Below are 20981 nucleotides of genomic sequence, written 5' to 3'. Positions count from 1 at the left end.
TTCAGCTTGCGATTGTGACGAGCCTGACAATGCAGCGGAAGCGTTAGAAAGAGCGGATGCTGTTTTTAAAGGGAAAGTGATTGAATTAAAAGAAGAAACGATTGATGGGGAAAGGTACGAGGCAGCTTTAATATCCGTTTCTGAGAATTGGAAAGGTAATGAGGATTCCCAAGTCATTGTGTATACAGAATGGACCAGTTGTGAATTCGAATTTGAAGAGGAAAAAGAGTATTTGCTTTATCCATACGACGATAATGGTATGTTAAAAGTAATCAATTGCGGAAGAAATGCTGAAATTAATAATGCACTAGAAGACTTAGTAGAGCTTGGGGAAGGAAATAAGCCATCCAATACGGTACAGTTAGAAGCTGAATTTCAAAAAGGGGGATCAGGGGCAATAACGGGCTTGTTATTACTACTACTAATCCCATTAGTTTCCGTGCCAATACTTTTAATAAGAAAAAAGCGTTAGGATTCTACTTATATCTATTTAGTATACTCAATGAGCCAGCAATCCCTGTACTCACCTTCGTGCCATTCATGTTTTGGAAGTAATTTCACTTTCTTAAATCCGCATTTTTCATAGCATCTGATCGCTCGATTGTTCCATGTCTGCGGATCCATCACTACCTTGTCCGCATTTTTCTTTTCAATCAGAAACTGAACCATAGAAGTAATAAGCAATGTTCCAATGCCTTTATTCCAGTATGCGGTTTCTCCGATAAACTGGTCGATTCCATAGATGTCTTCGCCAGTGTAGCCATAAATGTCCTTCGTTTCTTTATCCAGCTGATAGAATTGGATATATCCAATCTTCTTGCCTTCATATTCAATGATGCATTTTCCTTTTTCATCGCCTGGCTCGTAAAAATCTTCGTTAACTTTCTCAAGATTAAAGGGCTTGTCCCTGCCTTCATAGTATTCCAGCACGGCAGGATCGGAAAGCCACTTTACGAGATGGTGCTTATCTTTATCTTCCACTTCACGGACCATTAAGCTTCCTTTTTGAAAAAGCATTTACTTACCCTCCCTTAGTATTCTACTATTATTAATATTAGCATAAAATTACATTTAGGTTTATTTATCAAATTCAGCCAGTAATGAAAGGGGAAAATAAGGTGGGGAAAACCAACTCAAAGTTTGTGTTTATATTTCTATTTCTTCTGCTCCCTTTAGCAGGGTGCCTGAACAATAACCTGGACCTTAGCCAAGAAGTTACTAGTATTGAGGTCTATAAATGGGACAGTGAAGAACTGTGGTCTGTAATTGAGGATCAGGGGATTATTGATAAACTTGTAAGAGAGCTTGATTCTGCCAATACTCATTCTACGGAAAATATAGATTTTCCGATGCCTGACTATAATCTTTTGTTCAAGAACAAGGAAACTGTTTTATATGAGATAGGATATTATAGTGAGGTTGTGGACCTCGGCATAGAAGGGCAGTATTGGGAGTTTGACAGAATATTTGGGGTAAAACTCGAACTTCCGATTGACTAATTGCGACTTATTTGACGGACAGAGTGTAAGAAGAAATGGTTCAGCAGGAACTGAACCATTTTTCTATGCCTTGAACTATTCGCCTTCACTATCTTCAGCCAATCCAATAGAGGAATTGTATATAAAGGAGCCCCGCGAGAAGCAGCGAGATTCCGAAAGTTTTGTTCCAGCGAAAACCGTTTTGTGCCATGCTTCTTCCGTTCAGCCCGCTGATGAGAAGGAGTGGCACGGTTACAGGGGCAATAACAAGCGTTACAGCAACACCGAGTAAGAGAGATAAGGCAATCAGTTCTGCAGGAAGTTCCCCTGGAATGTTAACTAAAATACCAGACAGTAACACCATCGCCGGTATAGGCGGGAAGCCTGCCAGTCCCAGCAGGATAACCACAAACGTTAAGCCGATGAGAATATTAATATTTAATAACTCTGCTGCTGTGAGAAAATAATTAAACAGTACTTCTCCAAAGCCGGTTTCCTTTAATGTACCAACGAGGATACCTGCAGATAAAATTAAAAACATTTCTCTCTTTCTTGTCTCAAGTCCTTCAGTAATCAGCTGCTGCCACCGTGTTTTATACTGACGCATTGCACGATGGCTAAGGAAATAAACAGTAGTTACAAGAATGATAACTACCGGAACAGCCAGGAGAATATCCATATTGAGCCACTGGGTCGTTAGGATAATGCCTCCCATAAGCAGAGAAACCCAGAACAGAAACCGGGTGGCAAGCCCTTCAGTATTTTCATCCGAGCCAGCACTCCCCAGGTTTGGAGTTATATCAGCAGGTAATTTCATCTGTTTCTTCTGAAGGAGATAAATTAGAATACCGATAATAAACCCGATAAAAGCAAGCCCCATGCCTTTGAGCATTGTCGTTAGAAGAGGAGCGCTCGTGCCGGCAATTACATAAGCGAAAGCAGGGTGGACGGCTGTCCATAATACCGTTAACGTGAACCCCCGCATGATAGCAGTGCTCAATGTAAAATCCCAAGCGTTTTGCGAAATGGCTGGTTTTTTCTCCCCCTGAAATATTTGATAGACGAACGGGATACCTCCAACTGCCATAAAAGAAGAAATAATATGGGACAGACCTGCTGTAACGGCAAAAAAGCGTACCGGAGTGGAGACTTGGTTTTTACCAACCTTCAGAAGAGCTTTAATGTATGGCCGGTGTGTAAGAATCCAGCTGACGAGACTGATTATTATTATTAGCGGGATAATTGCTCTCATTTCCCGTAACCCAAGCCAGAAGATCGCGGGGGGCGAGCCGGAAAACAAAATGATTGCCACGGATACAGTAATTAAAATCAGAGGCAGGATAATCGTCCGCTTTGGCAGCAGAATAAAAGCTGTCAAAAGCATGATCAGGCCAAGTGCCGATAAGAAATTCAGCAAAACAGGGGTCTGCCAGGCAGTTCCTATAAAATAAATGGTAATAAATGCAATTAGAGATGCAACGAAAACTTTATTTAAAAGTGGAATGTTTTTAGCCTCCTTTTTTCGAAATACTTATGATCTGTCAGATAATCAAAGAAGTCACTCATCTAAATTATACAAAGAGAAGCAGGACGAGGCATATTTTTTAGACTGAACAATAACAGAAAAAGGGAAGGTTAAATTATTTAACCAGCAGATAGAGGGCCCTTCAATTTTTATTACATTTCCTTCCTAAATTACAGGGAATTAGTGTTAAGATAAAAAGAAGAAACAAGGCTCGGAAAATCATTCATATTGGTAGCAAGTGTGCTTGCGTATATGAAAATCGATTTGATGAAGGTAAACCTTTTAAAGAAAAAAGGAGGATTGGGATCATGAAAGATTTATCAAGTCCGAAAAGGATTGACTCTGCTTCCCGAAAAATCTCTGTATCCGCACAAACAATATATCAATCATTCCTGAATCCAGCATCATTAATTTCATGGCTTCCGCCAAAAGGAATGTCTGGCACAGTTGAAAAATTCGATGCTCGCCCAGGAGGGACTTATAAACTGACCCTTACATATAGGGATATGGGCCAAGCATCTTATGGAAAGTCATCACACGACACAGATATTATCCAAGGTGAATACTTAGAATTGATTCCTAACAAACGCATTTTACAGACAGTAAAATTTGAATCTGCAGATCCTTCCTTTTCCGGAGAGATGATACAAACATGGCGCCTGGAAGTCGTGCCAGAAGGGACTCAGGTCACGGTTCTTTGTGAAAATGTACCTGAAGGAATAAGGAAAGAGGATCACGAGGAAGGCTTGAGATCAACCCTGGAAAATCTCGCTATTTTTACTGAGTAAGAATAGATGGGAGTGATTGTTAATAAGCAATTAGCAGTGCATCCTTCTATAATTAGAATTATATATTCATTTTTAGTGAACACGGAAGATATTTGTTTCGATAAATACGTACACAAATCGCCTTCAATATTAACATTCTAAATTAACTTAAATAAAATATTTTTTGACATTATTCGAGAAATTACATGAGATAACTAATACAAAGGAATCGAGTATTCGACAAAAGTACATAAGCATATGTCCTAGAATAGGGTTATTAGTCTAAATATTACTAATAGTCACTATTTTAGTTTCGTGTTTATCTCTATATAATTAACTTACGGAATTAATCTATCGGAAAAGGAGGGTATATTTTTTTAGCAAGTTTAGTATATAGCCAGCAGCTTCAGTCAGGGATAATATTCTCAATAAAATCAAGGTGTAGAATCGGTAATGGAAAGAGCTTACCATCATAGAGTGGTGGACGACTCTCGTACAAATGAAAGCGCAGCAGGCAGGGGTAAGTTAAAACCTTGAGCTCGCATGTTTACCTTGTGCTTACATACCGATTAAAATAATTAAAGAGACCCGCTTCCTAGATTTAGACTCAGAGGAATTGGGCTGTCAACAATCCTCTCTACTTTGTTTGTTCGCTGGATAAACTTAGATGTGACTTAAATTAGCTAAATTTATTTGCAGAGTCTTTATTTATAAGACTGATGTAAAACAATCTGGCGGGCGAGAAGGACTCCCAACTGAAAAAGCTAATCAATTCCGTTAGAATCTCTCATTCAAATTCTCTTCAGGCAGTTCTGATTCAATTTTTTGTCTCTTTAAACTCCTTATAGTGAAAATTTAAAAGTGAGATAGCAGAAAAGCAAAATTCAGTATTACGTTAAAAAATACACATAGTAACCTAAAAAAGAGAGGATAAAAAATCATGAAAAATATGAATAAGTTATTGTTTATTTTTCTGACGGCTGCTCTTCTGGCGGGAATTTTTACGATGCAGGCCCTGGCTGACACAGGCGATTCCGCACAGACAGTCATAGAGGAGTTTGAGGCCCTTGATGAAAGCGTATACACGCCAGCTACATATCGGCTGGCCAAAATGGAATACGATAAAGTAAAGGAACTAATTAACGATTCAAACGCAGCACCTGACGAAATCAACGAGGCAATCAATGCCTTAAACAAACGTATTGATGAGCTCAGAATACGGAACGGCTCTGAGTCATTGTGGCAAACATATGAGGATTTCTTTGAAATCGGAAACATTTACAGCGGTTCTGGCAACTTGGATCCGAGCAATACTCGCGGCGCGTTGACATCTGCCCATTTTAACTCACTCACCGCAGAGAATCACATGAAACCCAACGTCCTTTCTACTGGAGGAGCTGGACAGGAAGGTACTTTCAGGATCTTCGAGGGGTCGAACCACGTCTCTGATCAGTTAGTAAGAGAAGCACAGGAAAATGGCATGACAGTGCACGGCCACGTACTCGTATGGCACAGCCAGTCTCCAGACTGGGTCAACGGCGGCACTAATGGCAACTATACAAGAGCTGAGGCCAGAGAAAACATGGAGTACTACATCCAGACAGTGGTCGAGCACTTTGACACATACTATCCTGGTGTAGTCACAAGCTGGGACGTCGTCAACGAAGCATTCATTGATGAAATACCAACCATCCCTGAAGGCGCAGATTGGAAAGATTATCTTCGTGAAGGAAACCAGAGCGGCTGGTATAAGGCATACAGCAACGGTATGTCAGCAGATGAACATCCGAGCGACTACATCTATGATGCCTTCGTTTTAGCCCGTAAATATACTGACGCCAAGTTATTCTACAATGACTTTAATATGTACGAAGATGGCAAATCAAAGATTACCGCGATGATGATTAAAGAACTTAACGAGCGTTACAAGAATGAGTACCCAGATGATCCTCGCCAGTTAATCGAGGGTGCAGGTATGCAGTCCCACAACTACATTATGGATACACCGCCTTCCAGCGTGGAAAACGGGATTCTTAATCTCCTGGATGCTGGAGTTGATCTTATCATAAGTGAGCTTGACCTGTTCGCATGGTATCCTTGGAACGCAGAGCCAACTGGTGGTGCACTTTCCGGTTATATGGATTTAAGAGATCGTGGGATTGAGCATATAATCGGTTCAGCAGGTACAGAGGAACAGAGAAATTACTGGGTTAATCGGGGTATTACTAACGGATCCGAGATTGAAGTGATCCAGGCAGAAGTTTATGCTGAATACTTCAGAATCTATAAGGATTACGCAGCTAGTATCGACCGAGTTACATTCTGGGGTCTGAACGATCAGCAAAGCTGGAGAAGAGGCCACAATCCGCTCATGTGGAACAGTGATTTCTCCCCGAAGGATGCTTTCTACGCTGTATCAGATCCGGAGGGCTACCTTGGTGTAGATTATAATTATGTAAAACCAGTACCTGCTCCAAAAGTAGCTGAGACAATTCTTAATTACAACGATATGAAGCCTGCTTATAGAAATGGAAGAAAGGGCGGTAATTTTATAAGTGATGTTGCAAGGTCAATGGGTCCTAAAACATACTTTGACAACCAGCCGCATTTCATTATGTCAGGAGAATCAAAAATATCTAATCGTGCCTACAGGAAAGCAGTATTCAATTATCTGAAAAACCATCCAGGTATGGAAGATAATATCATCATGCCTCCAGATACATTCTTTATTAATAACAAGTAGTTTTACAGCAAAATTAATGATTGAAGAAGCAGGCCTCTGGAGGTTTCTCCGGGGGCCTGTTTTCTACAAAATTAATTTCCAGAAGAAACTCCTCCTTAAAGACCATATTTATTCATTTTCAGCAACCTGGCTAACAAATATAGTAGAATAGTAGAAGAATTAAACGTGGAAGAGGTCAGGCAATGAACATGAATGAAAAACTCCCTCTATTAAATAAACTCACAGGTCTGCGTATCCCGCTTGTAACGAAAATGATTGTGCTCATTTGCGCGCTGATCATTTTAATGCTGTTAGTACTTGGCATATACTCGAATGGGAAGTATTCGGAAACGGTTTCAGAGCAGATCGGGATTCGCGCCTTGAGTGTAGCCCAGTCTGTATCTGAAATACCAGAAATAAGAGATGCATTTTTCACTGAGAATCCTTCGGAGATTATCCAGCCGATTGCAGAATCGATTCGTGTAAAAACCGGTTCTGAATTTATTGTGGTAGGTAATACAGAAGGGGTGCGGTATTCGCATCCCCTTGAAGAGCGAATTGGTGAAACAATGGTCGGTGATGATAATGACAGGGCACTGCTTGAAGGGGAATCCTATATCTCCGAAGCAGACGGATCATTAGGTCCCTCTATCCGCGGGAAGGTTCCGGTGTTTTCAGAGGAAGGTACTGTTATTGGTGTGGTGTCAGTTGGATTTTTATTAGATGATATTGAAATGACGATTGGAACATATGTATCTGAACTTTGGTACTGGATTTTATTTAGTATTTTAATTGGAATAATCGGCGCTGTCCTGATTTCTCTTCATGTGAAAAAATCCATTCTCGGACTTGAGCCTGATGAAATAGGGCAGCTATTCGAGGAAAGGGAAGCGATTTTTCAGTCCATTCATGAAGGCATTATCGCTGTTGACAAGAATGGCCGTATCACGATGTGCAACCAAAATGCCCAGGAGCTTTTACACACTGAGGAGAATAACGTTAAAGGAAAATATTTGAGGGATCTGGTTACTAATACTAAAATTATGGAAGTGCTGGAAACAGGAGAAGGACAGTATAACCAGGAATTATGGGTAAACGACGAAAGATTTATCGTTAACAGGGTTCCTATATATTATGACAACAAGCTAATAGGGGCCGTCTCCTCTTTACGAAACCGTACAGAAATTGAGAGGCTTGCCGAAGAACTCTCAAAAGTAAAACAATATTCAGAAGCACTCCGTGTACAGACCCATGAGTTTTCCAATAAGCTGAACACGATCTCAGGCCTCCTGCAGCTGGAAAGAACGAAAGAAGCGGTTGAGTTCATCAATAAAGAAAGTAAAAAGCAGCAGGAGTGGATCCACTTTTTAATTAATAGTGTAAAAGATTCCTATGTTAGTGCGGTACTCCTTGGGAAGCTGAACCGGGCCCATGAACTGGGCATAAAAATGACTATCCATCCGGACAGTGAGCTATTAGCTCCTCTGACAGAAAGACAGCGGGAAGGGCTCGTGACTGTACTCGGTAATTTACTGGAAAACGCTTATGATGCAGTAAGAGAATCAGAAAATGATCAGCAAATATCTATATTTTTCACAGATATAGGGCAAGAAATCCTGTTTGAGATTGAAGACAGCGGTCCTGGAATTACCGACGAAGATGCGGACAGGATTTTTCAGAAAGGCTTTACGACAAAAAAAGGTTCTCACCGTGGATTCGGGCTCTCTCTAGTACAGCAGGTGTTACAAGAATTGAACGGAAGCCTTACTCTGGAGACAAGTGAGTCAGGAGGGTCCTGTTTTATAGTAACAGTTCCAAAAACAGGTGAAGAGGAGGAAACACATGGCGGACAAGCGATTTAACGTATTAATTATAGAAGATGATTTCCGTGTGGCTGATATTAATAAACAGTTCGTGGAAAAAGTCGACGGATTTTATGTATCCAAGGTAGCTTATACCGGCAAAGAAGCACTCGAGTATTTACGGAAATCTCCTGTTTTGCCGGACCTTATTTTGCTTGATGTATATATTCCGGATGTGGAAGGTCTGGAATTGATGTGGGAAATCCGCAAAACCTACGAAAATATTGATATTATCATGCTTACCGCGGCAAAAGAAACAGAAACAATAGAACAGACACTGCGGGGCGGCATTTTTGATTATATTATTAAACCAGTGGATTTCGACCGTCTGAATAAAACACTGGAGTCATTACAGGCAAAAAAGAGGCTGTTTAACAGTAAGCAGGAGATGACTCAGGAGGAGCTTGATTCTTTCCGAGGTTTATCTTCTTCAGCAGTAGTAGCTGATAAACCAAAAAGTGTCAGTGATCTGCCGAAAGGAATTGACAGGATCACCTTGGAAAAAATCGTTGATGTTATGCTGGAAAACCGGAATCAAAGTTTTACTGCAGTGGAAGTTGGCAGCGAAATAGGGGCAAGCCGTTCTACCGCGAGGCGTTATCTGGAATATTTAGTGGCGGCAGGCCAGGTGAAAGCAGAGTTGATGTACGGTGACGTTGGCCGCCCGGAGCGCCGTTACGCCCTTGTGTAAACAATATGGACAAAAAGATTTTTATGAATAATATAAGTTTTATGCTCCTATGCTGTATCGCTTTGCCGGTACTGTGCTAATTTTAAGAGGGATAACTCCCATTAAAAGGAATACAGTCCTGAATCAGTCGATAACAATGTCTTTCCAGGCAAAGGATGATCAGCATGTTGGAGCTTTTTGGCGTCATTATTTTTAATGTTATTATACCTGTCTTTATACTTATCGGGTTTGGTGCCTTTCTTCACAGGAAATTTCAGTTTGATTTGAAAACGCTGTCTAAAATACTGACATATTTTTTACTTCCTGCAATTACTTTTGTGAACGTGTATAAGAGTGAGCTGGATGCTCAGCTGTTGGTGGAGGTGGTCAGTTTCCAGCTGGTGCTTTGCCTCGCATTAATTCTCTTCAGCGCTGGCTTATCCAAAGCATTTAAGCTGGACAAAGGTTCAGCCTCCGTGTTTAAAAACAGTGTAGTTTTAATAAACTCAGCAAATTACGGCCTTCCGGTGAGCCAGCTTGTTTTTCAGAGCAATCCATCAGGGGTGACTATTCAAATTATCGTTACTGTGTTTCAGCAGCTTGTAACATTTACATACGGGCTGTTAAACTCTGTTTCAGTGAAATCACAGGGAGCCAAAGCATTGGTTATGTTACTGAAAATGCCGATGCTTTATGCATTGGCAGGAGGTATCCTTTTACAGGAACTTCAGGTGGAGATACCAACAGCGCTTTGGAACCCGCTGGAAAATGCGGCGAATGCTTTTATTGCGATGGCTCTTTTGGTGTTAGGAGCACAGGTGGCATACATACAAATTACAAAGATTAACAGAATCATAGTTTTCAGCTGCCTCGGCAGGCTTCTTTTTTCACCATTGGCGGCTTTAGGGATTATTTATCTGTTCGGGCTGGAAGGAACAGTGGCACAGGCATTGTTTATTGCAAGCGCCTATCCATCGTCACGGAACAGCGCCCAGCTCGCATTGGAATTTAACAACCATCCGGAGCTTGCCGCTCAGACGGTACTTGTGACTACACTGTTGAGCAGTGTGACAGTGACGGTGGTGGTGTTTATTTCTACGTTGTTATTTTAATTTTTGGCTGGTTTTGTGATGAAAGTGAAGGGGACTGTTTTTGTGAGAAAGATGAGGGCGAATTGCGAGAAAATGAATGTCTGGCCTGGGGGAAGGAGACTGTTGTTTTAGGAATAGTGGGGAATTGAGGGATTAAGAGATGTTTTTTTAAAACTTAGAGGTCTTTTTTTCGAGTTAGAGTTGCAATTCGCGAAAACAGAGGTTCTATTCTCGTAATCAGGGACCCAATTCTCGAAATAATAAGGTCAATTCTCGAAAACGATTATTCTATTATCGAATTCAGGATTCTTACCTGCGAAACGAGAGCAACCCAAAGAAAACTTCTCCGGATACAGTGATCCAGGAGAAGTTTTTCTATTGAATAGTATTATAAATAACTTATATGACTATAATTCCAAGAAGGATAGCCACTCCCATGAGTACTAAGCTGAATCCCCAAACCCAGAAGATGGAGTAGCGGATATGTTTCCCCATCTCCAGTCCGGCTAATCCAAGTGCGAGCCAGAGTGCCGGAGCAAATGGACTTACGAACGTGCCAATAATATTACCTATAATCATTGCGTATGCTGCGGAGAACGTATCAACTCCGTATCCTGTAACGATTTGTTCAACAACCGGAAGCATAGCAAAATAATAAGCGTCAGTATTCAGTATCAGCTCAAAAGGCACTCCGAAGGCACCGATGATCAAGTGTAAGTAAGGGACTACCATCGCAGGAAGTATTGTTACCATATCAACTGCGATAGAATCAAGCATGCCGGTACCGCCTAAAATTCCTAAGAAGGATCCTGCGGCAAGGATGATAGTTGCCATAAGCAGCGCATTTGGCGCATGTGCTTTAATACGGTCCATCTGATCGTTTACTTTCGGATAATTTAACGGAAGGGCAATACTCAATGCGATCATAAACGCAAATCCAGCAGGTATAAGATCAGTTACGAGAGATGCGACCAGCCCTAAAGTTATTAATAAATTCACCCAGAGTAATTTCGGGCGGGCTAGCGAATTATCCTTCTCCTGTGTGGAAGGCTCGTCTTCTGTCAGCTCTCCTGCAGCAGCGGCTTCAAGTTGTGCTTCTTCTATACTGCCCATTTTAGCAATTCGACGTTTTTCCCGAATACCAAGTATTACTGCTAGTCCAACTAATAAAACTAAAGCGATAATTTGTAAAGGTATAAGCGGGCGCCATAGTTCTGTTGGATCCAGCCCGGTTACAGCTGCAGTTCGTCCAAGCGGGCCAGCCCATGGAAGCATGTTCAGGATACTGGCACTGGTTCCTACTAAAAGGAGCAGTAAATACGGGCTCATTTTCAGACGTTTATATAATGGAAGTAAGGCAGGAATTGTTATCAGGAAAGTTGATGCCCCGGAACCGTCAAGATGGGCAACCGCAGCAATCAGTACAGTAGCAACGGCAACTGCGATAACATTTCCTTTTGAAATCGCTATCATTTTATTAATGAAAGGATCAAAGAGTCCCGCATCTTGCATAATTCCGAAAAAGAGAATTGCGAAAATAAACATTATAACTACATTAATAACACGATCAATTCCTTCACTGAAAAACCCACCGATCTCCGCAATGCCAAAACCTCCTACGAGGGCACCTATAATCGGAACAATTACAAGAGCTATAATCGGAGACACCCGGCCCTTTAAAAGCAGTACTACAATTGTGATTATCGTTGCAAATCCGATAATACTCAGCATAATCTTTCTCCCCTTTCAATTTCCTGAGTAAAATAGTAACCGCTTACAATAATAAAGCGGTTAGAAGTCATCGAGTTTTCTGATATATTAAATAACTTAACACATAGAAAAGAGGGAGGGATATGTTATGAAAATTAATTAAATATTGGTTAATTAGTGTATTTTGTTCATTTTGTTTACGGGAAGGGGTGGTTGATGGGAGGATAGAGTTGTGTTTTTTGGGACCTCGGTTAAACTCCGTTATTCTTTCGTTTTCACGTTGTTTTAACCTGGTACTTTGGTTCCAGGAACGGGGATCTTAATGAAGAAATAAGATATTGTCATAATATAGAGAAAATTAATTGACAATTTTAAAGAATCTATTAAACTAATAATAGTTATAACCTCCAATTCTTTACCTTTCAATTTCCTCAATTTAAGACTCTACTCTTACTCCTTTTTTCACTTGCATTAACTATCATTAATTTTAAAGTTCTTTCCGTAGTTAAATTAATAGTAAAGAAGATTCAGCCTAGACATAGAAAAAATATGAAGATTTAAAGCTCATATTTCAGATATTTTTATTAAAAGAATTGTTCATAAGATAAAAGGAGGATTATTATGGGTTTTGAAGAAGAATACCAGACCTTTATGAATATTCACTTGCAGGCAAGAAGCGGTGAACGATTGCGGCGCTTACAAGAAGGTCACAAACATGCTGAAATGATGTTTTTGAAGCACGTGTGGTGGCCTTCCTTTCATCATTTCCAATATCTGTGTCCAGAATATGAAGTGAATGATTTCAAGGAGGGCACAAGGTATTTGGATTTTGCCTATATTCGTCCTGGTATACGGATTTGCCTTGAGATTGACGGATTCGGCCCTCACTTAAAGAATATAAGCAGATGGCAATTTTCCGACAGTCTGGAGCGTCAAAACCAATTGGTAATTGACGGATGGACTGTAATCCGCTTCTCTTATGACCAAGTTAAAGAGAAGCCTCGCCGATGCCAACAAATTGTTCAGCAAGTGATTGGCCGGTGGCTGGGGGATGAATTGCACCTGACAACTCTATCCTTTTTAGAAAAGGAAGTGTTGCGTCTGGCAATTCGAAAAGGAGAAGCCATCTCCCCTATAGAAGTCGAGAAATATTTGAAGCTTAGCGACAAGACGGTAAAAAAAATACTTTCTCAACTAGTCGATAAAAAGATGCTGATACCTGCATCTGGGATTGTGAAAATCCGTTCTTATCAGTTGGGAGATCAGGTTAAGAACCTGATCTGATAAATAACCGGAGATATTTCTCTTATATAGTGATTAGCACTAAAAATAACTTAAATAGACGGAGAGATTCCCCCTATTTAAACAAATCAAGTAAAAATCCTTTATTTTTCGTTGCATAACCGGAAAAGCTCCCCCTATTTACCCCCAAAGTAGCTTTTTATTACAACTAACCGAACAATTTCCGCTTATTTTACTATCGCCCATTATTCGATTATTAAAAGGACTTCTTGTTTAAAGGCAGAGATGGTGAAACTTTCAGGGACTTTGCGATTTTAATTAACCAGAATTCCATAACTATAAAAAATTTACATATCGAAGAGATATTGGTATTTTTAAGATTATGAGAATGTTAGAAGATGCTGATCCAGAAGACCGTGCACCTATGATATTCCAATAAGGGGGCAAAAATGCGACAGGACAAACCGGCAATTTTAATAGTTGGGACCTACCACTTTGGTGGCTCCCCTGATATGATTCAAACGGATACAGGAAATGTGCTGGCAGAAAACAAACAAAAAGAAGTATTGGAAGTTGTTGAGAAACTGGAAAAATTCAAACCGACAAAGGTTGCTGTGGAAGCAGATAAGGCAAGAGACGAAGCTCTTAATGCAAACTTTAAAGAATATAAAAATCGCAAATTTGAATTAACAGCAAACGAAATTCACCAATTAGGATTCAGAATAAGTGACAGACTTAACCACGAGACGATATATGCAGTTGACTGGATGGGCGATGCAGGCAACAGGAGTATTAACGAGGTTCTGGAATGGGCAAAAATGCACCAGTCAGAATTATATGAGCTGATCATGGAATCTTACATACCGAAAATAGCACCAAATATAAAAGAATTATCTATTTTAGAAGCATTAAAAGAAATTAATAACAAAGAGAGAATCCTTACAGAACATGAGATGTATTTAACCATCGCTCAAATTGGAGCAGCTACTGAATATGTAGGGATAGACTGGATGAGATGGTGGTATCAGAGAAATCTAATTATCTATCACAACCTTCTCAAACTAACAGAAAATAAAAGTGAGCGAATTTTATTACTGATTGGAGGGGCGCACGTCCATTTGGTAAGCCAGTTTCTGACTGAAAGCAGCCAAATACAAGTTTTAAATATCGATGACTATTTATAAGCTGGCGATTATGAGGCGGCAGATTAATTTTCATTCAAGCCGGCAGGAATTTATCGCCGATAAAAGAGAGGGGAACTGTAAGTGGAGCATCAAATGGGCTTATATGGTGAATACTTTCAGGCAATTAAAGAGGGGAGAAAGACAGTTGAAGTTCGACTGAATGACGAAAAAAGAAGAAAAATTAACGTTGGTGATACGATTGAATTTATCCTTATTCCGGAACAAAACGATCGATTAAGAGTTAAAGTAACAGAGATTAGAAAGTATGATACATTTCAGGCTATGTACCAGGACATCCCTTTCAGAGACTTTGATTGTGAAAGCTGGACAATGGAGGAGATGATTAAGGGCACATACCAGATTTACACTCCAGAGCAGGAAAAATACTGGGGAACATTAGCTATTACAATTGAGTACCAGTCGGAAAATGAATAAACAGTAAATTATTTCCAGATACTGATAACGGCTGTTTGCAATTTTCTTTACCCGGATTTTTGTACTATAATAAATATTTCCTCACATATAGCAACCCCTTACGAGACACAGTAAGCAACTATAGGAATCACTGCTGATTGAAAGGCCTCTTATGTATTGAAAACCTTCAATCAAAATAAGAGAGGAGGTATAAAGAATGAACTGGAAGCCAGACCGATCGGATAAAAAACCTATTTACAAACAAATAGCAGAATATATTGAGAAAGGTATTTCAGCCGGAGATTTTCCAACCGATCTGCCTTTGCCGCCTGAGCGACGGCTGGCGGAAAAATTAAACGTTAACCGGAGTACCATTGTGGCTGCTTATGATGAACTTCAGGCCATTGGTCTGGTTGAAAGGAAAAAAGGGAGCGGCACTTGGATCAGTACAGATATTTGGGGTCTCTCGCATAAAAGAATGCCGAACTGGGGCCGCTATGTGGAAGGTGGCTCATTCCTGCCTAATCAGCCAGTGGTGCAGCGACTTCGTACGGAAACACAAAGAGAAGACTTAATTGATTTAGCGAGTGGTGAGTTAGCTCCGGATTTATTTCCCTCTGAAACATTTCAGGAGATTTTTACAAAAACGCCTTTTCATGGCCACCTCGGCTACGACCATCCCCAGGGGAATGAAATGCTGAGAGAGACTATCTCGATGCACGCAAAGGAGTACAGGGATATTCAAATAAATCCTGAATCTATTTTAATCACATCAGGTGCACAGCAGGCGATCCATCTGATAGTGCAGTGTTTACTCAAGCCAGGGGATGCTGTGGCGATTGAAGACCCCTCTTATGCTTACTCTCTGCCTATATTTCAGACTGCAGGCCTGAAAGTTTTTCATCTGCCAATTGATGAGAATGGGGTTAACCCAGATGATATAGAACATTTACATAAGAAACACCGGCTCCGCATGCTTTTTATAAACCCGGATCATCAAAATCCAACTGGCACAAAACTCTCTTTAAGCCGCAGGAAAAGAATTCTGGAGATTTCCTCGGAATATGGCATCCCGATTATAGAGGATGATCCCTATAGTTTGACTTCTTTTAGTGGGGAAACTGGCCCCACCTTGAAATCGATGGACCATCTGGGGAATGTCCTTTATATTAGTTCCCTGTCAAAAATAGTCGCTTCAGGTTTACGGATTGGCTGGGTCATGGGACCGGAAAAAGTAATTGAACGATTGGCTGACGCTAAACAGCAAGTGGATTTCGGGCATAGTGTTTTTCCCCTTTGGGTTGCTAATGAATTTCTTGGTTCTGGCCAATTTAAAGGACATATTTCCATGCTTCGTCAACAGCTTCATGAACGGCGTGACCAGCTTATCTCCTCTCTGAACAGCCACTTAAGGGAAAAAACGGATTATTTCATTCCTGAAGGAGGCATTCATTTCTGGTGCAAAATCAGAGAACCGATGGATGAATTCCGCTTACTTGAGGAATCCATTAAAAGAGGGGTGGCATTCGTACCCGGAAACGTATTAGGGACAAAAAAAGGCTATATACGCTTTACTTTCGGCCGGGGGGATATAGATTCAATAAACGAAGGTATAAGAAGGTTTGCAGATGTGTTACGTCAAATGGAGAAAATCAAAAATTAGAACGATGCCTTGTGCATGGTTCTTTTTTTTTGTGCAGAAGAAAAATAATACAGTGAAATTGGATGGTATAAAAACATATGAATTGGATGTGTTAATAAATTTTATTGCCTGTATTATTAAAAGGGAGGGAACAATCCTTCACTTAATCAGCTGTTAACTTTTTTATTATAATACTTATTACTGTTATCCAGGGAGGTAGCCTAATGAATAATGTACTATTAATTGCCAGTGCAATCATTTGTGTCATCGCACTTATAATCACTATTCTTGTTGGGATTGACCCAAACGATAAAGACTATCATAAGACAGCGAAAAGCCGCATTACACTATTGACTACGTTTTACATCGTAACATTTGTACCAGCACTCGGCTTTGCTATTATTTATTTTTTGACCAGATAGATTTTTATTTTTGATAATAAATAAGATATGTTGCTACGACACTCTTGGGAAGCTGGGGGAAGTTACAATGAGAAAAATATATTTCATATCAGTTGTTTCTTTAGTTCTGTTAGTCTTTTCAGGCTGCGGCTTTATGTACGCAGATTCTGCGCCTGAAAGAGAAGGTGTTATAGATATGTCAGAAGTTGAAAGAGAAGAGGACTATCAGTGGAGAATGCCTGAATTTGAAGCTCAGAACCAATTTGGGGAATTGGTGACAAACAAAGATACAGAAGGTGAAAAGACATTGGTAAAAACAATTTTTACGCGGTGTCCAACTGTATGTATGACAATGACTCCTAACATGGTGCTGATACAAGAAGCTATGGTCAGAGAAGAAGTCGATGGAGTTAATATTGTCTCTTTTACTGTCGACCCGGAATTTGATACGCCAGAAAGACTGGAAGATTATGCTCACTCTTATGGCGCAGATCTTGATAATTGGACCTTTCTCACAGGATATGAGGAGTCCTTCTTAACAGATGAACTTGCACCAGCCCTCTTCACTGTGTTCCAGCCTGTTGAAAATGACATTTTACACCCGACTCGCTTTTATCTGTTTAACGAGGCTGGAGATATAATCAGGATGTATGAGGGAGATGAGAGTTTTAATCTCGACAGTGTCATTTCGGATCTTAAATTCTTGCAGAACTGAATAACATAGCATAGTTATATTAAGTTTGATAACGGTCAACGGTCCACCTACATCAAAATAGGCTGCTCCATCATGCTTTTCAGAAATTCATGGGCAGCCTTTCCCTGTTTTACTACTTCATGGATCCGAGCGGCTGTATTTGCTAACCCCAGTCCAGAACAGGGTGCCAGCCATGAAGGCCGCAAATAATAGGAGATAAATGGAAAACAGCCATTTATTATCTGAAGTTCCGATAAAGTTTTCATATTGCATTTCGAATGACGAAACAGACACGTTTTCCAAAAAGTCATTAGGAGTGATAACCGTTCCGCTCTCTATGTCAAAGTACAAATACTCGGTATGCTCTGTTCTCATGATTTTGTCTCTGGAGGTAGTATATTTTACTAAAGCGGTTAGTACGTCACTTTCTTCCTGAATTTTACCGGTTTTTCTTTCGCTCTCATGCTGTGCTTTCATTTCCGCAATCGCAGCTTTTGCTGCAGCCTCTTCCTCTTTCAATAAATCGTTAAGCTCTTTTTGAATTTCCCCTGCTGTTTTATCTGTACCGTCATTTTCAAGAATAGCGTCAAGAGCGTGGAAAAGCTGTTCCTTTTTCTTGTCTTCCAGTTTTTGTTTATACGTAGTGAGTTCTTCTTTTTGTCTTTCCTCCATATTTCTATCTTCTTTTTCCATGATAACCCTATGTGTTTCCGTCTGAAAAATTTGCAGAGTCCCTGGTTTATAGTAGCTTACGGACTCCTTAAAATGATTTTCCAGTATGTTCTTCAGGCTGTTGTCTGTATCACTTGCAAAAGCCGGAGTGGCCAGCATAAGCAACAGACTGCCGATTATAAAAAATAATAAATATTTTTTCCCCATAGTTGTATTTCCTTTCTGTTTAGAAGTTTAATAGTTGCTAAGTCCGTGAATACCTCTGGATAATATATATGATTTTCTTGGCGGAAATATAACAGGGGCAAGGAGAGACTGGAAATAAGAGTTTGACAGATATATATTTCGGGGATACTTTGAGGCAAAAACAGAAAGGACGATAAATAAAATAAAGCCAGCCTGGAGGAGCCAGGCCGGCTTCTTTACATTATACAATTCGTTTACTCTTAGTTTTCACCATCCTGTAGCACTGCTCCAGCTGCTGGAATTCTTTATCGCTGATGGGGCGCATATGGCACACTTTGTTCCTGACACTTTTCAGGGAGATAAGGTCGCTGATTTCTTTGGAAGTAAACTTGAAAGACATGGCAGGGTTCCTTGTGAGGTAGGTGGTAATCTGAAAAAACGTAGCGTTGTTCAGGTCAATCTGAATGTCATCATTTTTTCCCCAGGTATGCCCGTATTGTTTCTGATGGGTTTTTCTTACAAGCTCTCTTAAATTCGTTTCAATTTCAAAAAGCATTCGGTAGGCTTCACCCATCTCTTTCGCTGTATTAAGGGTTTTCGGATCCTTTCGTTTACCCGGGGAGGAAGCCGGCCTTTTCCTGCCTGGTCCACCAGGCTGGCGGTTGTAAATCATACTATCATCTTCTTTCTCAGGGGATTATATTTGAGGGTTAATAAAGAATTCGCTCTGTCAATAATAAATTCCTTCCTTACGTGGGTGAGTTAATTATAGTAGACGAGAGGCGGTATAATCAAGTTTCAATATTAGCATTGATAAATTTGAGAGACAATAATTGCTGCACCCAGTGAAGTGTTTTCTTTCTTTTAAAAAATAATATCCACTATAATAAAAAGTGACAAGCTTTTGTTTCCACATTACTATGCCATATTACAGCCATTGAAATCAACTTGGCAGGAAATCTGCCAGGAAGACGGGCTGTTATCTGCTTAAGACGAAAAACATACTTGCAACGAATACTGTAAGAGGAGGGAGTTCCTATTTTTGAAAAAAGAGTTCGCCATCTAAAAAGGTTCAGAGAGATAGCTATTGCCTTTTCCAGGTACGGCTTCGGTTTTCTTGTGAAGGAAATGGGCCTCGATCACCTTCTGTCTTTGCCCGCAAGAGTGTTTAAGCACGATGATAAGCAGAAAGTACACAGGAAAACCCGTGGAGAACGTATCCGGTTATTTTTGGAGGAGCTGGGGCCGGCCTTTGTGAAAGTAGGACAAATTGCCAGCACCAGGCCAGATCTCCTGCCGGACGATATCCTTGAGGAACTTCAGAAGCTGCAGGATACGGTTCCTCCGTTTCCACTTGAAGACGCAAGAAACATTATTGAAGCGGAACTGGGCGGCAGACTGGAAGACTTCTTCATAGAATTTGATGAAGCCCCGCTTGGATCTGCCTCCATCGGGCAGGTGCATTACGCTGTTTTAAACTCAGGTGAGCAGGCTGCCGTAAAAGTCCAGCGTCCTCATATAGAAAACAGGATTAAAACGGATCTTGAGATTCTGAAGCAGGCTGCCATTCTCGCAGAATTAAGGCTCGACTGGGCTGCGCAGTATGAAATCAGTGAGATTGTGGAAGAAATTTCGAAAGCAATCATAACGGAAATGGATTATGTGACGGAAGGGCAAAATGCCGATAAAATATCCGCACAATTTGAAAAGGACAGAAAAATACACATACCTGAAGTGTATTGGGATTATACGACAAAAAGAGTTTTAACAATGGAGTTCATAGAAGGGACTAAAGTGAATAATCTGGAGGAACTCATTGCAAAAGGCTACGACAGAAAAGTACTTGCTGAACGGATTACCAATGCTGTTTTTCACCAGGTATTAATAGAAGGTTTTTTTCATGGTGACCCTCACCCCGGCAATATTTTCATTCTGCCAGGTGAGACCGTAGTGTTCATGGATTTTGGGATGACAGGACGGCTGACCCCTGAGATGAAAGCGAATTTTGCCGTGTTAATTATCTCACTCATGCGCCAGAATACACAGGGGGTTATTAAAGCGATTACTAAAATGGGGCTGGTTCCTGACGATGTGGACTTGCAGGTGCTTACCGCGGATGTGGAGGACCTTAGGGAAAAATATTATGATGTCCCTCTTAGTAAGGTGAGCCTGGGAGATGCGGTAAATGACCTGTTTTCTGTAGCGCGAAAGCATCGCATTAAGCTTCCTTCTGATTTGACTCTGCTTGGGAAAACCTTGCTGACCCTTGAAGGAGTAGCAGAAAAACTGGATCCTGATATCAGTATCGTAAAGATTGCAGAACCATTCGGACGGCAGTTATTAAAAGAACGTTATCATCCTGTTACAATGGCAAAAAGAATGTTCAGCGAGTGGAATGATTTTGGAGAGGTGCTTATCGACATCCCGAAAAACATTCAGCAGATTACAGCTGTAATGAAAAAAGGGAAAGTCCCGGTGGAAATCACCATGCCGGATCTTGAAATGTTTTTAAATAAACTGAACCGGATCAGCAACCGGCTGTCCATTAGTATTGTTATCCTCGCTTTCAGCATTATTATGGCTGGCCTGGTCGTCGCAACAGCAATAGGAGGACAGTCATCGGTACTTTGGAATATACCAGCAGTAGAAATCGGCTTCGGTATAGCGATGCTCATGTTTTTCTGGCTGCTGTATTCTATATTCAAGTCAGGGAAACTATAA

General features: G+C 40.6%; 19 protein-coding genes. 14 read left to right on the top strand and 5 right to left on the bottom strand.

The window, feature by feature from the left end; genetic code table 11:
* Positions 1-76 precede the first annotated feature (76 nt).
* The gene (locus tag BK582_RS16450; protein WP_078596081.1) at positions 77-472 is read left to right on the top strand and encodes a hypothetical protein; all 396 of its coding nucleotides are present in this window, start codon (positions 77-79) and stop codon (positions 470-472) included.
* Between the two features lie 14 nt (positions 473-486).
* Here BK582_RS16450 and BK582_RS16445 read toward each other — a convergent pair whose 3' ends face one another.
* Positions 487-1017 carry a GNAT family N-acetyltransferase gene (locus BK582_RS16445; RefSeq protein WP_078596080.1) on the bottom strand — a complete coding sequence of 177 codons (531 nt, stop codon included), beginning with the start codon at positions 1015-1017 and terminating at the stop codon, positions 487-489.
* A 101-nt stretch (positions 1018-1118) separates the two neighbouring features.
* Here BK582_RS16445 and BK582_RS16440 point away from each other — a divergent pair, with 101 nt between their 5' ends.
* Positions 1119-1499 (top strand): hypothetical protein, encoded by a 381-nt coding sequence (locus BK582_RS16440; RefSeq protein ID WP_078596079.1) that lies wholly within the window; start codon positions 1119-1121, stop codon positions 1497-1499.
* Between the two features lie 94 nt (positions 1500-1593).
* Here the strand turns inward: BK582_RS16440 and BK582_RS16435 are convergent, their stop codons facing one another.
* On the bottom strand, positions 1594-2895 hold the full coding sequence (locus BK582_RS16435; protein WP_139368263.1) for a hypothetical protein: 1302 nt from the start codon (positions 2893-2895) through the stop codon (positions 1594-1596).
* Between the two features lie 416 nt (positions 2896-3311).
* Here BK582_RS16435 and BK582_RS16425 point away from each other — a divergent pair, with 416 nt between their 5' ends.
* The 5 genes from BK582_RS16425 to BK582_RS16405 all read left to right on the top strand — a co-directional run bounded on the left by BK582_RS16425 (position 3312) and on the right by BK582_RS16405 (position 10136).
* On the top strand, positions 3312-3791 hold the full coding sequence (locus BK582_RS16425) for an SRPBCC domain-containing protein (RefSeq protein ID WP_078596076.1): 480 nt from the start codon (positions 3312-3314) through the stop codon (positions 3789-3791).
* A gap of 928 nt (positions 3792-4719) precedes the next feature.
* Positions 4720-6513, top strand: coding sequence for an endo-1,4-beta-xylanase (locus tag BK582_RS16420; protein ID WP_218190735.1), 1794 nt, complete (start codon positions 4720-4722; stop codon positions 6511-6513).
* Between the two features lie 182 nt (positions 6514-6695).
* Positions 6696-8354, top strand: coding sequence for an ATP-binding protein (locus BK582_RS16415; RefSeq protein ID WP_244895409.1), 1659 nt, complete (start codon positions 6696-6698; stop codon positions 8352-8354).
* Positions 8335-9045 (top strand): response regulator, encoded by a 711-nt coding sequence (locus BK582_RS16410; protein ID WP_078596074.1) that lies wholly within the window; start codon positions 8335-8337, stop codon positions 9043-9045. The genes BK582_RS16415 and BK582_RS16410 overlap by 20 nt, the downstream gene beginning before the upstream one ends.
* Positions 9046-9209: 164 nt before the next feature.
* Entirely contained in the window at positions 9210-10136 is a 927-nt protein-coding gene (locus BK582_RS16405) for an AEC family transporter (protein WP_338066826.1), read from the top strand.
* A gap of 378 nt (positions 10137-10514) precedes the next feature.
* Here BK582_RS16405 and BK582_RS16400 read toward each other — a convergent pair whose 3' ends face one another.
* Positions 10515-11846 (bottom strand): CitMHS family transporter, encoded by a 1332-nt coding sequence (locus BK582_RS16400; RefSeq protein WP_078596073.1) that lies wholly within the window; start codon positions 11844-11846, stop codon positions 10515-10517.
* A 600-nt stretch (positions 11847-12446) separates the two neighbouring features.
* Here BK582_RS16400 and BK582_RS16395 point away from each other — a divergent pair.
* The 6 genes from BK582_RS16395 to BK582_RS16370 all read left to right on the top strand — a co-directional run bounded on the left by BK582_RS16395 (position 12447) and on the right by BK582_RS16370 (position 17423).
* Positions 12447-13109 (top strand): hypothetical protein, encoded by a 663-nt coding sequence (locus BK582_RS16395; protein WP_078596072.1) that lies wholly within the window; start codon positions 12447-12449, stop codon positions 13107-13109.
* A gap of 407 nt (positions 13110-13516) precedes the next feature.
* A complete protein-coding gene (locus tag BK582_RS16390; RefSeq protein ID WP_078596071.1) occupies positions 13517-14251 on the top strand; it encodes a DUF5694 domain-containing protein in 735 nt (244 codons plus the stop codon).
* A gap of 93 nt (positions 14252-14344) precedes the next feature.
* Positions 14345-14686: an ASCH domain-containing protein gene (locus BK582_RS16385; RefSeq protein WP_420841249.1), complete on the top strand. Its 342-nt coding sequence runs from the start codon at positions 14345-14347 to the stop codon at positions 14684-14686.
* Between the two features lie 196 nt (positions 14687-14882).
* Positions 14883-16328, top strand: a complete 1446-nt coding sequence (gene pdxR / locus BK582_RS16380) for a MocR-like pyridoxine biosynthesis transcription factor PdxR (protein ID WP_078596069.1) — start codon at positions 14883-14885, stop codon at positions 16326-16328.
* Positions 16329-16531: 203 nt separating this feature from the next.
* Positions 16532-16729 (top strand): hypothetical protein, encoded by a 198-nt coding sequence (locus tag BK582_RS16375; protein WP_078596068.1) that lies wholly within the window; start codon positions 16532-16534, stop codon positions 16727-16729.
* 67 nt (positions 16730-16796) lie between these two features.
* Positions 16797-17423: an SCO family protein gene (locus BK582_RS16370; RefSeq protein WP_078596067.1), complete on the top strand. Its 627-nt coding sequence runs from the start codon at positions 16797-16799 to the stop codon at positions 17421-17423.
* A gap of 117 nt (positions 17424-17540) precedes the next feature.
* On the opposite strand, the gene BK582_RS16365 is transcribed toward BK582_RS16370, so the two are convergent.
* Positions 17541-18281: a hypothetical protein gene (locus BK582_RS16365; protein ID WP_078596066.1), complete on the bottom strand. Its 741-nt coding sequence runs from the start codon at positions 18279-18281 to the stop codon at positions 17541-17543.
* Between the two features lie 220 nt (positions 18282-18501).
* Positions 18502-18933: a hypothetical protein gene (locus BK582_RS16355; RefSeq protein WP_078596064.1), complete on the bottom strand. Its 432-nt coding sequence runs from the start codon at positions 18931-18933 to the stop codon at positions 18502-18504.
* Positions 18934-19298: 365 nt separating this feature from the next.
* On the opposite strand from BK582_RS16355, the gene BK582_RS16350 reads away from it, so the two are divergent.
* Positions 19299-20981, top strand: a complete 1683-nt coding sequence (locus BK582_RS16350) for an AarF/UbiB family protein (RefSeq protein ID WP_139368262.1) — start codon at positions 19299-19301, stop codon at positions 20979-20981.

The sequence above is a fragment of the Evansella clarkii genome, assembly GCF_002019695.1.
Lineage (GTDB): Bacteria > Bacillota > Bacilli > Bacillales > Salisediminibacteriaceae > Evansella > Evansella clarkii.
This window is presented reverse-complemented; position numbering and strand designations above follow the sequence as displayed.